General features: G+C 60.4%; 10 protein-coding genes, 1 other RNA gene and 3 pseudogenes. 7 read left to right on the forward strand and 7 right to left on the reverse strand.

What is annotated here, in order from left to right:
- Window positions 1–68 precede the first annotated feature (68 nt).
- The 4 genes and pseudogenes from H6X51_RS14900 to smpB form a co-directional block, all read right to left on the reverse strand.
- Window positions 69–1,027 (reverse strand): annotated as a pseudogene (locus H6X51_RS14900) (IS3 family transposase); the annotation flags it as partial.
- A 62-nt stretch (window positions 1,028–1,089) separates the two neighbouring features.
- Window positions 1,090–1,581, reverse strand: a pseudogene (locus H6X51_RS14910) (integrase arm-type DNA-binding domain-containing protein); the annotation flags it as partial.
- Window positions 1,582–1,766: 185 nt separating this feature from the next.
- Window positions 1,767–2,122: a transfer-messenger RNA gene (gene ssrA, locus H6X51_RS14915) on the reverse strand.
- An 81-nt stretch (window positions 2,123–2,203) separates the two neighbouring features.
- Window positions 2,204–2,686, reverse strand: a complete 483-nt coding sequence (gene smpB / locus H6X51_RS14920) for an SsrA-binding protein SmpB (protein ID WP_185268268.1) — start codon at window positions 2,684–2,686, stop codon at window positions 2,204–2,206.
- Between the two features lie 206 nt (window positions 2,687–2,892).
- Between smpB and H6X51_RS14925 the strand changes: the two genes are divergently transcribed.
- Together H6X51_RS14925 and H6X51_RS14930 are read left to right on the forward strand one after the other, a co-directional pair.
- On the forward strand, window positions 2,893–3,327 hold the full coding sequence (locus tag H6X51_RS14925; RefSeq protein WP_185268269.1) for a type II toxin-antitoxin system RatA family toxin: 435 nt from the start codon (window positions 2,893–2,895) through the stop codon (window positions 3,325–3,327).
- Window positions 3,320–3,631: an RnfH family protein gene (locus tag H6X51_RS14930; RefSeq protein ID WP_185268270.1), complete on the forward strand. Its 312-nt coding sequence runs from the start codon at window positions 3,320–3,322 to the stop codon at window positions 3,629–3,631. Before H6X51_RS14925 ends, H6X51_RS14930 begins: the two co-directional genes overlap by 8 nt.
- A gap of 105 nt (window positions 3,632–3,736) precedes the next feature.
- Here the strand turns inward: H6X51_RS14930 and H6X51_RS14935 are convergent.
- Window positions 3,737–4,109: pseudogene (locus H6X51_RS14935) on the reverse strand (outer membrane protein assembly factor BamE); the annotation flags it as partial.
- Window positions 4,110–4,203: 94 nt separating this feature from the next.
- Here H6X51_RS14935 and fur point away from each other — a divergent pair.
- Window positions 4,204–4,611: a ferric iron uptake transcriptional regulator gene (fur, locus tag H6X51_RS14940; RefSeq protein WP_185268272.1), complete on the forward strand. Its 408-nt coding sequence runs from the start codon at window positions 4,204–4,206 to the stop codon at window positions 4,609–4,611.
- A 122-nt stretch (window positions 4,612–4,733) separates the two neighbouring features.
- On the opposite strand, the gene recN is transcribed toward fur, so the two are convergent.
- Window positions 4,734–6,401, reverse strand: coding sequence for a DNA repair protein RecN (gene recN / locus H6X51_RS14945; RefSeq protein WP_185268273.1), 1,668 nt, complete (start codon window positions 6,399–6,401; stop codon window positions 4,734–4,736).
- Between the two features lie 157 nt (window positions 6,402–6,558).
- Here recN and grpE point away from each other — a divergent pair, with 157 nt between their 5' ends.
- The 4 genes from grpE to dapB all read left to right on the forward strand — a co-directional run bounded on the left by grpE (window position 6,559) and on the right by dapB (window position 11,226).
- Window positions 6,559–7,140: a nucleotide exchange factor GrpE gene (gene grpE, locus H6X51_RS14950; protein WP_185268274.1), complete on the forward strand. Its 582-nt coding sequence runs from the start codon at window positions 6,559–6,561 to the stop codon at window positions 7,138–7,140.
- Window positions 7,141–7,193: 53 nt separating this feature from the next.
- Entirely contained in the window at window positions 7,194–9,152 is a 1,959-nt protein-coding gene (dnaK, locus tag H6X51_RS14955; protein ID WP_268898613.1) for a molecular chaperone DnaK, read from the forward strand.
- A gap of 119 nt (window positions 9,153–9,271) precedes the next feature.
- Complete coding sequence (dnaJ, locus tag H6X51_RS14960; RefSeq protein WP_185268276.1) at window positions 9,272–10,408, forward strand: molecular chaperone DnaJ; 1,137 nt, start codon at window positions 9,272–9,274, stop codon at window positions 10,406–10,408.
- A gap of 11 nt (window positions 10,409–10,419) precedes the next feature.
- Window positions 10,420–11,226, forward strand: a complete 807-nt coding sequence (dapB, locus tag H6X51_RS14965) for a 4-hydroxy-tetrahydrodipicolinate reductase (protein ID WP_185268277.1) — start codon at window positions 10,420–10,422, stop codon at window positions 11,224–11,226.
- Between the two features lie 63 nt (window positions 11,227–11,289).
- On the opposite strand, the gene H6X51_RS14970 is transcribed toward dapB, so the two are convergent.
- On the reverse strand, window positions 11,290–12,054 hold the full coding sequence (locus H6X51_RS14970) for a hypothetical protein (RefSeq protein WP_185268278.1): 765 nt from the start codon (window positions 12,052–12,054) through the stop codon (window positions 11,290–11,292).
- Window positions 12,055–12,140: the final 86 nt, after the last annotated feature.

The raw sequence follows: 12,140 nt of genomic DNA on the forward strand, positions 1-12,140 counted from the left end.
GCAATCCAGCAAGCCAATCCCAGCACGGGTCAGATTGGGCTGACGTTCGAGAGCATAGTAGATTGAGTGTCCCAGCAGTTGCCACGACGGCTCATGCTTTGCACCAGGCGGTAACGCCAGAGCCTTTGCCGGAACTTGCGACTCGCATACTGCGACCCTTGGTCAGAATGGAACATAACCCCATGAGGGCGCCCACGCTGTTCCCAAGCATGATCCAGAGCCTGAACAACCAGATCTGCATCGGCGGTATCAGACATAGCCCAACCGACCACCCGACGGGCATATAGATCCATTACTACCGCCAGATAGCTCCAGCGCTGCCCCGTCCAGATGTAAGTGATATCACCACACCAAACCTGATCAGGCTGTGCCACATCAAACTCCCGATCCAGTCGGTTAGGGATATCCAGCCGCTCCACTGTTGCTCGTTTGTACGCGTGAGGCCCCGGTTGTTTGCAGACCAAGCCCAGCTCGCTCATCAGCCGTCGCACCTTGAAGCGACCGATGCCGACTCCCTGGTCGTTCAGTAGACCCTGTATGGTACGGCTACCTGCGGAGCTGCGGCTTTTGTTGAACAGCTCGTTAACCTGGGCCCTCAGGGCTACCCGTTCAGCATCCACACGCTGTACCCTCTGGCGGTATTCGTAATAACAGGAACGATTGATATCAAAGGCTGCGCACACCATGTCAACCGGGGCCTGCTCTCTCAACTGGTCAATCAGCGTGTACGTTTCCAATCGTCCGACATCAAGAGAGCGGTAGCCTTCTTTAGGATGGATTTCTCCATTTCCAGCCGCCGGCAACGCTCTTCCAATTCCTGAATGCGCCGCTGCTCTGGCGTCATGGCTTTGCCTTTGGGGGTGACACCCTGGCGCTCCTCGGCCAGCTGTTTCACCCACTTGCGCAGGACGCTTTCAACCACGCCCAGCGATGTGCTGGCCTGGGTAATGCTGTAGCCTTGGTCCAGCACCAAGCTGGCTGCTTCCTGTTTGAACTCAGGGGTAAACGTACGTCGCTTTCTAGTCATCGAACACCTCTCCGTGGCGAACATTGTCGCCTAGTTGGTGTCCGGTTTCATTAGACCACTACAGTCTCTAAGGGGCGTAGCAGGTCAATTACCTTGGGAGCGGTGATCTTGGAGATAGGGGTTTGGCCAAGATCCGGGAAGACATGCAGATTCAGGGAGCGCCAGATATCTTCGGCGTAGGCTACGGTGACGTTCTCTTTCTTCAGGTCAAACCAAGCCTCGGCAACCTTCTCCAAGGTGTGCTCGACGGCTGCTTTTTGCTCCTGGCGTACCTGATCGCGTTGTTCCTTCGGGTCGATCCCTTTTGCGATCAGCTCTCTGGCTTCTATCGTCATCTTTCTAGCTTGAGAGAGCGATATCTCGGGATAGGCGCCCAGGCCCATATTGAGGCGTTGCTTGGTCACTGGGTGGTAGTAGTTAAAGTTCCACAGCTTTGATCCATTGATTCGTATTCGCATTTGAAGGCCATCGCCATCGCCCATTACATAGTCCTTCTCTTGGGCTTTGGCGTTTTTGATCTTGGCTTCTGTCAGGCGAATCGCTTGGGCACGCATTTGGTATTCCACAGCTGGTCTTGGTATTCCAAAAAATACCAGATCAACCCTTGGAATACCATTTGGTATACCAAAAGTCGTGGCTGCAGATGGACGTCCATGGACAACAATAGACCTGAAAGCCCCGTATTTACTGGATTTCAGGCACAAAAAAAGACGTCCGGAGACGTCTTTAGATGTATATTTGGTGGAGCCGGGGGGATTTGAACCCCCGTCCGCCAGTCCGCCACTATCGGTTCTACATGCGTAGCCATCTCTATTTAGTTAACTCCTCGCGGCCCGAGTGGCAGGGCGCTTGGAGCGAGCTGTATGAGTTTTAGCCGTTACGTCTACAGCGAACTTGGCGGCGATCCTGTTCTATATGACAGCCAGATCTTCGGGTTTACAGGCATCCCCTAGAGGCTGCTAGCCGACTTAAGCGGCTAGGGCGTAGTTGTCGTCGTTGGCAACTATTAGTTTGCAACAGTGGATTTACGAGTTCTGTTACCAACTCGGCATGCCCCTCAAGCTTTGTAACCGTCGTCGAGTCCTAATCGGCCCCAAAACCGTGGTGCTTGGTGAGTCAGACGCCATTCTACGCTAAAGGTTCCCCGGCGTATAGCTGCGCTGGTCCGGGAGGTGGTCAGCGGTTGGCTTCGCGCACCAGGCGTTGCTTTTCCCTGTCCCAGTCGCGATTCTTCTCGGTTTCGCGCTTGTCGTAGTCCTTCTTGCCCTTGACCAGTGCGATCTCGCACTTGACCAGGTGCTTCTTCCAGTACAGCGCTATGGGGACGCAGCTGTAGCCTTTCTGTTCCACGCCGGTGATCAGCTTGTCCAGTTCCCGGGCGTGCAACAGCAATTTGCGCGTACGGGTGGGGTCGGCGATCACGTGGGTGCTGGCGGTCTTCAGCGGGGTGATATGGGCGCCGAGCAGGAACGCCTCGCCATTTTTCAGCAGGATGTAGCTGTCGACCAGCTGGGCTTTGCCGGCGCGCAGGCTTTTCACTTCCCAACCGGCCAGGGCGATGCCGGCCTCGAAGCGATCCTCGATGAAGTATTCATGCTTGGCGCGTTTGTTCAGCGCGATGGTGCCGCTGTTGGCCTGGGGTTTCTTTTGCTTGCTCATAGGCGGCGTATTATAGGGGTTGGCGCTGTGTTCGGCTATCTCTGATCGCGGGCTGGCAGCGACTATCATGATAGTGACTGCCGCCGGCTGGCGAAGCTGGCTGCGGAGAATTGCGCCTGTTCCGGTTGGCCTGTTCGCTGGTAGGCTATGTCGCGTCCGCAGGATTGAGACGATTTTGATAACCGAACTGTTCAAGTGAATACTCTATGACGCATATCAAGCGTTCGGCTCTGCTGCCTTTTCCGGCGGAGCGTCTGTTCGACCTGGTCAATCGGGTCGAGCATTACCCCGAATTCCTGCCCTGGTGCACCAAGGCGGAAATCATCAGCGAGACTGACGAATTGATGCGCGCCCGCCTGACCGTGGGCAAGGCGGGTCTGCATCAGAATTTCACCACTCGCAATGAGCTGGTACCTGGCAAACGCATCGACATGCACCTGGAAAATGGCCCTTTCAGCGAGCTGCATGGGGTCTGGGAATTTCAGGCGCTGAGCGAGCAGGCCTGCAAGATCACCCTGGATCTCAAGTTCAATTACTCGGGTACCCTGGTGCGGGCGACCCTGGGACCGCTGTTCAACCACGCCGCCAATACCATGGTGGAGGCATTCTCCAAACGTGCTCACGAGCTGTACGGTGGTTGAGGAGGGTATCAGCGTGGAGGTGGCCTATGCCCTGCCGGACCGGCAGCGCATCATCCGCCTCGCCGTGCCGGCCGGCACCAGCATGCTCGAGGCGGTGCGCCTGTCGCGCATCGTCGAGCACTTCCCCGAGCTGGATATCGACAATAGCGCCATGGGTATCTTCGGCAAGGCGGAAGCCAGGCCGGCGGAGCGGGTATTGCAGGAGGGCGAGCGGGTGGAAATCTATCGACCGCTGATCGCCGACCCCAAGGAGATACGCAAGCAGCGCGCCGCCAAGGCCCGGGGGGAAGCCGGGCAAGGGTGATGTCGATGGATGGCGGAGTGGGCTCCGCCTCTGCCGCTTACTCTTCGCCGGTGCCGAGTGGTGCGCCCAGGTCGACCGGGTAGCTGCTGGCTGCCGGCTCCTGCTCGCTTGCGCCACCCATGATCGCCTCGTCGCGGCTGGTGCCGGGGGTGAAGTCGCCGGCCAGGCCGACCAGGCGGTCGTCCTCGAATACCAGGCTGATGCGTTCCTGCTCGCGCGGGTTGTGCCCGGCCTTCATGCTGTACAGGTAATCCCAGCGATTGGGTTCGAAGGTATCCTGGATCAGGGGCGTGCCCATGATGAAGCGCACCTGGCGGGTGGTCATGCCGGGGCGCAACTGGTCGATCATTTCCTGGGTGACGACATTGCCCTGCTGGACATCGATCTTGTATACACCGGGAAAGCCGCAACCGGAAAGACTGGCGCCGGCGGCACATAATACTAGGATACAAAGGACACGGTTCAGACTATTTGGCATCGCGTGGTAACATCCACTATCGAGAGTTTGCTGAATGGCCCTGAATCATACCCGACTGATCCGGTGCTGCGAAGCGTTGAGAGAGAAACAGACCATGGTTGAAAATCAAGAACTGCGTAAAGCAGGGCTCAAGGTTACCCTGCCGCGCGTCAAGATCCTGCAGATGCTGGACAATACCGAAGACCGCCACATGAGTGCGGAGGACGTATACAAGTCGCTGATGGAGGCTGGCGAGGATGTTGGGTTGGCTACCGTTTATCGGGTCCTGACCCAATTCGAAGCTGCTGGTCTGGTGGTGCGTCACAACTTCGACGGCGGTCATGCTGTCTTCGAATTGGCTGACGGTGAACATCACGACCACATGGTATGCGTCGATACCGGTGAGGTAATCGAGTTCTTCGATGCGGAAATCGAGCGCCGCCAGCAGGAAGTGGTCAAGGAGCATGGCTACGAGATGGTCGACCACAACCTGGTGCTCTATGTGAAGAAAAAGGGCAGCTGATTCAAGGTGCTCGGGTGGGCGAGGGACTGCCGCCCCGGCCCAGGGTCATCGGGCCGCGCTGAATAACTCCGGGGCGTAGCGCGGGTGCGCTACACCCCGATACGCCTATCTCGCCAGCCTTGCTATCTGGCCAGCTGTCTGCGAGCGTGGGCCAGGGATTCTTCGGTCAGGTCCACGCCGCCGAGCATGCGTGCCACTTCCTTGACCCGGCCTTCCTGATCCAGCCTGTCGATACAGGTTCGGGTCGAGTCGCGTTGCTGCTCCTTGCGTACGAACAGATGCTGATGTCCCTGTGCAGCGACCTGCGGCAGGTGGGTGACGGTGAGCACCTGGCCACGCTCTCCCAGTTGGCGCAGCAGCTTGCCGACGATCTCGGCAGTCGGCCCGCCGATGCCCACATCCACCTCATCGAACACCAGGGTCGGGACCCGCGAGGTCTGGGCGGTGATCACCTGTATGCCCAGGCTGATACGTGACAGTTCGCCGCCCGAGGCGACCTTGGCCAGAGGTTTGACCGGTTGGCCGGGGTTGGCGCTGACCAGGAATTCGATATTCTCCAGGCCCTGCAACGGATATTGCTCTGCCCGCAGCGGGTGCAGCTGCACCTGTACCTGCCCGCCGGGCATGCCCAACTGCTGGATTTCGCCGGTGACGGCCTTGGCCAGTCGCTGCGCGGCCTTGCGCCGCTTGTCGGAAAGTTTGGTTGCCAATGTCTGATAATGTTCGCGGTAGGCTTGCAACTCTTCAGCCAGGCGCTCCTTGTCGGCGCCGTGCTGCTGGATGCCTTCCAGTTCGTCTATCAGTTGCTGTTGCAGGCTGAGCAATTCCTCGGGGTTGACCCGGTGCTTGCGCGCCAGGTCATGGATCACGCCCAGGCGCTCCTCGACCTGCTGCTGGCGCTGTGGGTCGGCTTCGAAATGATCGAGATAGCGGGTCAATTCACCGACGGCTTCCTCGACCTGGATCTGCGCACCGGCCAGCAGGTCATGGGCTTCATCCAGGCTGCGGCTGTGTTCGCGCAGGCTGCCGAGGCGGCTGAGGCTGGAGGTCAGCGCCTGCAGTACGCTGCCGCTGTCACTCTCGCTACACATATTGATGATCTGCTGGCAGGACTGCATGATCAGCTCGGCGTTGGCCAACTGGCGCTGGTCGCTTTCCAGTTGCTCCAGCTCGCCCTCCTGCAGGCTCAGGTTGTCGAGTTCCTCCAGCTGGTAGCTGAGCAGCTGCACGCGGGCGTTCTGCTCTTCGCTGGTATCACTGGCCTGCTTCAAGGCCAGCTCGGTCTGCCGGCAGCGCTGGGCGGCCAGTTGCACCTGGCGGGCCAGGTCGCTGGCGCCGGCGTACTCGTCCACCAGCCGGCGATGGGTATCGGTTTTCAGCAGTGACTGGTGTTCATGCTGGCTGTGGATATCGATCAACATTTCGCCCAGGGCCTTGAGGTCCTGCTGCGGGCAGGGGCTGCCATTGATATAGGCGCGCGAGCGGCCCTCGGCGGTGACCACCCGGCGCAGGATCACCTGCGGCTCGGCGCTGGCCAGGTCGCGCTGCTCCAGCCACTGCACGGCTTCGGGTATGTCGCTGATGTCGAAGGTGGCGAGGATGTCGGCCTTGTCGGCGCCGGGGCGCACTGCGCCGCTGTCGGCCCGGTCGCCGAGGGTCAGTGACAGGGCATCGAGCATGATGGATTTGCCGGCACCAGTTTCGCCGGTGATGACGCTCATGCCCCGGTCCAGTTCCAGCTCGAGATGGTCGACGATCGCGTAGTTGTTCACCGCCAGGTGCAGCAGCATGGAGTCGTTCCTCGAGAATTGTTGTTCTGGTTATTTATACAGTAGTGGTGCTTTGTTGTTCAAGCCCCTTGAACAGCGGATTGCGGCCCCCATATAGGAGCCATGAGTTCGGCCCCGCGGGCCGCATCGCCTTCATATTGTCAGACAGGAGATATACATGGTGGACGAACAGAGGCAGGAGTTGCAGGACGAGGAAGCCATCGTCGAGCAGGAGCAGGGCGCTGCTGCGCAGGACGAGGATCTGCTGGCCCGCATCGCTGGTCTGGAAGAGCAACTGGCCGCCGCCCAGGATCAGGCCCTGCGTGCCGCAGCCGATGTGCAGAACGCGCGGCGCCGCGCCGAGCAGGAAGTGACCAAGGCCCACAAGTTCGCTCTGGAGCGCTTTGCCAACGACCTGCTGGCCGTGGTTGACAGTCTGGAGCGTGGCCTGGAACTGTCCAGCGATGACGACCCGGCGCTCAAGCCGATGCGTGACGGCATGGAGCTGACTCTGAAACTGTTCGCTGACACCCTGGAGCGCTATCACGTGGTTGCGGTCGACCCGCACGGTGAGCCCTTCAACCCGGATCTGCACCAGGCGATGACCATGGAGGAGCGCGACAATGTCGAGCCCAATACCGTGATCAAGGTGTTCCAGAAGGGCTACACCATCAACGAGCGCCTGCTGCGTCCGGCCATGGTGGTCGTCAGCAAGGCCGGTGCCGGACAGTCGGGCGGCTCGATTAACGAACAGGCTTGAAATTGATTTTTCCCGGCCCCATCTAGGGCTCATACACAGATCGTACAGCGCCGCTGAGCAATGCGCGGCCAGCATATTCGGAGAGACAACACATGGGTAAGATTATCGGTATCGACCTGGGGACCACCAACTCCTGCGTCGCTGTCATGGAAAATGGCGTAGCCAAGGTGATCGAGAACGCCGAGGGCGGTCGCACCACGCCTTCCATCGTTGCCTATACCAACGATGGTGAGACCCTGGTCGGCCAGTCCGCCAAGCGTCAATCGGTCACCAACCCGCAGAACACCCTGAACGCGGTCAAGCGTCTGATCGGCCGTCGGTTCGATGAGGACGTGGTACAGAAGGACATCAAGCTGGTGCCCTACAAGATCGTCAAGGCCGACAACGGCGATGCCTGGGTCGAAGCCAAGGGCGAGAAGATGGCGCCGCCGCAGATTTCCGCCGAAGTGCTGAAGAAAATGAAGAAGACCGCCGAGGACTACCTGGGCGAGACCGTCACCGAGGCGGTGATCACGGTGCCGGCCTACTTCAACGACAGTCAGCGTCAGGCCACCAAGGACGCCGGTCGCATCGCCGGTCTGGACGTCAAGCGGATCATCAACGAGCCGACCGCCGCGGCGCTGGCCTACGGCATGGACAAGGCCCGTGGCGACTCCACCGTGGTGGTGTATGACCTGGGTGGTGGTACCTTCGACGTGTCGGTCATCGAGATTGCCGAAGTCGATGGCGAGCACCAGTTCGAGGTACTGGCGACCAACGGTGACACCTTCCTCGGTGGCGAAGACTTCGACATGCGCCTGATCGACTACCTGGCCGACGAGTTCAAGAAGGAAAACGGCGTTGATCTGCACAACGATCCGCTGGCTCTGCAGCGCCTGAAAGAGGCGGCAGAGAAGGCCAAGATCGAGCTGTCTTCCAGTCAGCAGACCGATGTCAACCTGCCGTACATCACCGCTGACGCCACCGGACCCAAGCACCTGCAGGTCAAGGTCACCCGCGCCAAGCTGGAGTCATTGGTCGAGGATCTGGTCAAGCGCAGCATCGAGCCGTGCCGTATCGCCATGCAGGATGCCGGGCTGGACGTGTCCGAGATCAACGAAGTGATCCTGGTCGGTGGCCAGACCCGTATGCCTTTGGTGCAGAAGACCGTTGCCGAGTTCTTCGGCAAGGAGCCGCGCAAGGACGTCAACCCCGATGAAGCGGTTGCCGTGGGTGCCGCGATCCAGGGTGCGGTACTGGCTGGTGACGTCAAGGACGTATTGCTGCTGGACGTATCGCCGCTGTCGCTGGGTATCGAAACCATGGGCGGCGTGATGACCACGCTGATCGAGAAGAACACCACCATCCCGACCAAGAAGTCGCAGGTGTTCTCCACTGCTGACGACAACCAGACCGCCGTGACCATTCACGTGCTGCAGGGTGAGCGCAAGCAGGCGTCGCAGAACAAGTCGCTGGGCCGCTTCGACCTGGCCGATATTCCGCCGGCGCAGCGTGGCGTGCCGCAGATCGAAGTCAGCTTCGACATCGATGCCAACGGTATCCTCAACGTGTCCGCCAAGGACAAGGCGACCGGCAAGCAGCAGTCCATCGTGATCAAGGCCAACTCCGGTCTGTCCGATGAAGAGATCGAGCAGATGGTGCGCGACGCCGAGGCCAATGCCGAGGAGGATCGCAAGTTCGAGGAGCTGGTCACTGCGCGCAACCAGGGCGATCAACTGGTGCATGCGACACGCAAGACCCTTGCCGAGGTCGGCGACAAGGCCACCGATGAGCAGAAAGCGGCTATCGAGAAAGCGCTGACTGACCTGGAAGAGGCGGTCAAGGGTGATGACAAGGCGGAGATCGAAGCGAAGATCAATGTCCTGTCCGAAGTCTCCGCACCAGTGGTGCAGAAGATGTACGAGGAGCAGGCCGCCCAGGGTGATGCCCAGGCCAATGCCGGTGACAGCCAGGCCGACGCGGACGATGTAGTGGATGCCGAGTTCGAAGAGGTCAAGGACAACAACAAGTAGTCCTTGCGTGACCGGACCAGGCCCTGGCCATGGTCCGGTGCACAACGCGGCAAGGCAACGCGGGAGCTATTCCCGCGTTGCCGTTTGTGCCGTAGGGCTTTCTAAAGGAAACAGGATATATGGCCAAGCGTGACTATTATGAAGTGCTGGGCGTGGAGCGCGGCGCTAGTGAAGCCGAGCTGAAAAAGGCCTATCGCCGGCTGGCAATGAAGTACCACCCGGATCGCAATCCGGATGACAAGGAAGCGGAGGAGAAATTCAAGGAGGCCAACGAGGCCTACGAGATCCTGACCGATGCCAGCAAGCGGGCAGCCTACGACCAGTACGGTCATGCCGGTGTCGATCCGAACATGGGTGCCGGCGGCGGTGGGTTCGGCGGTGGCAATTTCTCCGATATCTTCGGTGATGTGTTCGGCGACATCTTCGGTGGCGGCGGTGGTGGCCGTGGCCGTTCCAGCGTGCAGCGCGGCAGTGACCTGCGCTATACCCTGGAGCTGGACCTGGAAGAGGCGGTGCGCGGCACCTCGGTCACTATCCGGGTACCGACCCTGGTCAGTTGCAAGACCTGCGATGGCAGCGGCGCCAAGAAGGGTACCAGTCCGGTGACCTGTACCACCTGTGGTGGTCATGGCCAGGTACGCATGCAGCAGGGTTTCTTCTCGGTACAGCAGACCTGCCCCCGTTGCCATGGCACCGGGCAGATGATCACCGATCCGTGCAAGGACTGCCATGGTCAGGGCCGGGTCGAGGAGCACAAGACGCTGTCGGTCAAGGTGCCGGCGGGCGTGGACACCGGCGATCGCATTCGTCTGGCTGGCGAGGGTGAGGCGGGCGTCAATGGTGGGCCATCCGGTGACCTGTACGTGGTGGTGTCGGTGCGCGAGCACAAGATCTTCCAGCGTGACGGCAAGAACCTGTACTGCGAAGTGCCGATCAGCTTTGCCGATGCGGCGCTCGGTGGTGAGTTGGAAGTGCCGACCCTGGATGGCCGGGTCAAGCTGAAGATCCCCGACGGCACCCAGACCGGCAAGCTGTTCCGCCTGCGCGGCAAGGGCGTGGTGCCGGTGCGTGGAGGTTCTGCTGGTGACCTGTTGTGCCGGGTAGTGGTCGAGACGCCGGTGAACCTGACCAAGCGCCAACGTGAGCTGCTGGGCGAGCTGCGTGACACGCTGCAGGCCGAAGGCAGTAACCAGTCGCCGCGGGCCAAGAGCTGGTTCGAAGGTGTGAAGAATTTTTTTGAAGACATGAAGTTCTGACCGGGGCAAACATGAGAAGAATAGCGGTAATCGGCGCAGCCGGACGCATGGGCAAGACTCTGATCGAGGCCATCGGGCAGGCGGAAGGTGCCAGCCTGACGGCGGCGATCGAGCGCCCGGAAAGCACCTTGATCGGTGCCGATGCCGGTGAGCTGGCCGGCGTCGGCAAGCTCGGTGTGAACATCGTCGGTGAGCTGGATGCAGTGCTGGATCAGTTCGATGTGCTGATCGATTTCACCCATCCCACCAGCACCCTGGTCAACCTCGAGGCCTGTCGTGCGGCGGGCAAGGCGATGGTGATCGGCACCACCGGCTTCTCCGAAGACGAGAAGCAGTTGATTGCCCATGCGGCGCAGGATGTGCCTGTGGTATTCGCGCCGAACTTCAGCGTTGGTGTCAACCTGACCCTCAAGCTGCTGGATATGGCCGCCCGGGTCATGGGCGACGAGGCGGATATCGAAATCATCGAGGCTCATCACAGGCACAAGGTGGATGCGCCGTCAGGCACCGCGTTGCGCATGGGTGAGGTCGTCGCTGATGCGCTGGGTCGTAATCTGCAGGAAGTCGCGGTGTATGGTCGCGAGGGCCAGACCGGTGCCAGGGATCGCAACACCATTGGCTTTGCCACTGTGCGTGCCGGTGACGTGGTGGGGGACCACACCGTACTGTTCGCCACCGAGGGTGAGCGGGTCGAGATCACCCACAAGGCGTCCAGTCGCATGACCTTCGCCAAGGGCGCGGTGCGTTCGGCGATCTGGCTGGCGGGCCGTAGCAACGGCCTGTACGACATGCAGGATGTGCTGTCGCTGCGCGACTGACGCGGCGAGAAGGAATGAAGCCCGGCCAGGGAGACCTGAGCCGGGCTTTCTATTATCTGCTGGTCAGCTGGTCTTGCTCTGCCGCACCTGCTCGCGGGCCATGTCGTTCAGCGTCTCGGTATTACGCAGCAGATAGAAGGCGGCGATGGTCGGCACCCAGTCCGAACGATGATTGAGCAGGCGTGGCTGGATGAAGCTGTACTGCTTGTCCAGGTCGTCGAGCGCGGGTGACAGCTCCGGCAGCAGGGATTTCAGCGCAGCCGAGCGCTGGGTGATGCTGGCGTCCATGGTCTGGAATACGCTTTCGCCGGTCTCGATGAAGTACACGCCGATGGAGCTGAACATGCTGTTCTGGTACAGCAGCAGGATCTGGCTGGTTTCCAGGCTCTGCTGGTGCAGGGCATGCAGGTTCTCGCCGATCTCGCCTGCCAGTGCCGAATACTGGGCGGCGGCGGCCTTGTCCAGACTGGCGTGGGCCATCATGATGCGGTTGACCGTGGCCAGGTGGTAGTGCGCCTCTTCCTGGGTCTGGTTCTCCAGTTCACGAATCAGGCCGATGAATTCGTTGTAGGGCACGCGCAGCTCGCTGGGGTTGTCCAGCAGGCGCAGCAGTTTTTCCATGTTTGCCAGTGCCGCATTGTAGGCTTCACGGTTGCCCGGCTCGCGAACGCGCTCATAGAGGTTGTTGTCGATCAGCAGGAAGGTGGCGGCGCGATAACCCTCGCTGCGCAGTTCGTGCAGGTTCTGCGCCTGCTGCACACTGGCATGAGCCTGCCCGGCGAAAACGAGAAACAACAGGAGCAGAAGGTACTTCAGATGGTTTTTCATTGTTCGGAGTCCCTGTTTTTGTTGTAAATCCTGATCCGGCCAGGACGCAATGCGGACCCGGTCGGCAGAATGTTCCCGTGCTCTGC

It is taken from the genome of Halopseudomonas xiamenensis (assembly GCF_014219065.1).
GTDB lineage: Bacteria > Pseudomonadota > Gammaproteobacteria > Pseudomonadales > Pseudomonadaceae > Halopseudomonas > Halopseudomonas xiamenensis.

Bases quoted from the DNA above. Each gene is read 5' to 3' on its own strand.
- smpB (WP_185268268.1), bottom strand. From the start codon at position 2,686: ATGAGCAAGCAAAAGAAACCCCAGGCCAACAGCGGCACCATCGCGCTG.
- H6X51_RS14925 (WP_185268269.1), top strand. From the start codon at position 2,893: ATGACGCATATCAAGCGTTCGGCTCTGCTGCCTTTTCCGGCGGAGCGT.
- fur (WP_185268272.1), top strand. From the start codon at position 4,204: ATGGTTGAAAATCAAGAACTGCGTAAAGCAGGGCTCAAGGTTACCCTG.
- recN (WP_185268273.1), bottom strand. From the start codon at position 6,401: ATGCTGCTGCACCTGGCGGTGAACAACTACGCGATCGTCGACCATCTC.
- grpE (WP_185268274.1), top strand. From the start codon at position 6,559: ATGGTGGACGAACAGAGGCAGGAGTTGCAGGACGAGGAAGCCATCGTC.
- dnaJ (WP_185268276.1), top strand. From the start codon at position 9,272: ATGGCCAAGCGTGACTATTATGAAGTGCTGGGCGTGGAGCGCGGCGCT.
- dapB (WP_185268277.1), top strand. From the start codon at position 10,420: ATGAGAAGAATAGCGGTAATCGGCGCAGCCGGACGCATGGGCAAGACT.
- H6X51_RS14970 (WP_185268278.1), bottom strand. From the start codon at position 12,054: ATGAAAAACCATCTGAAGTACCTTCTGCTCCTGTTGTTTCTCGTTTTC.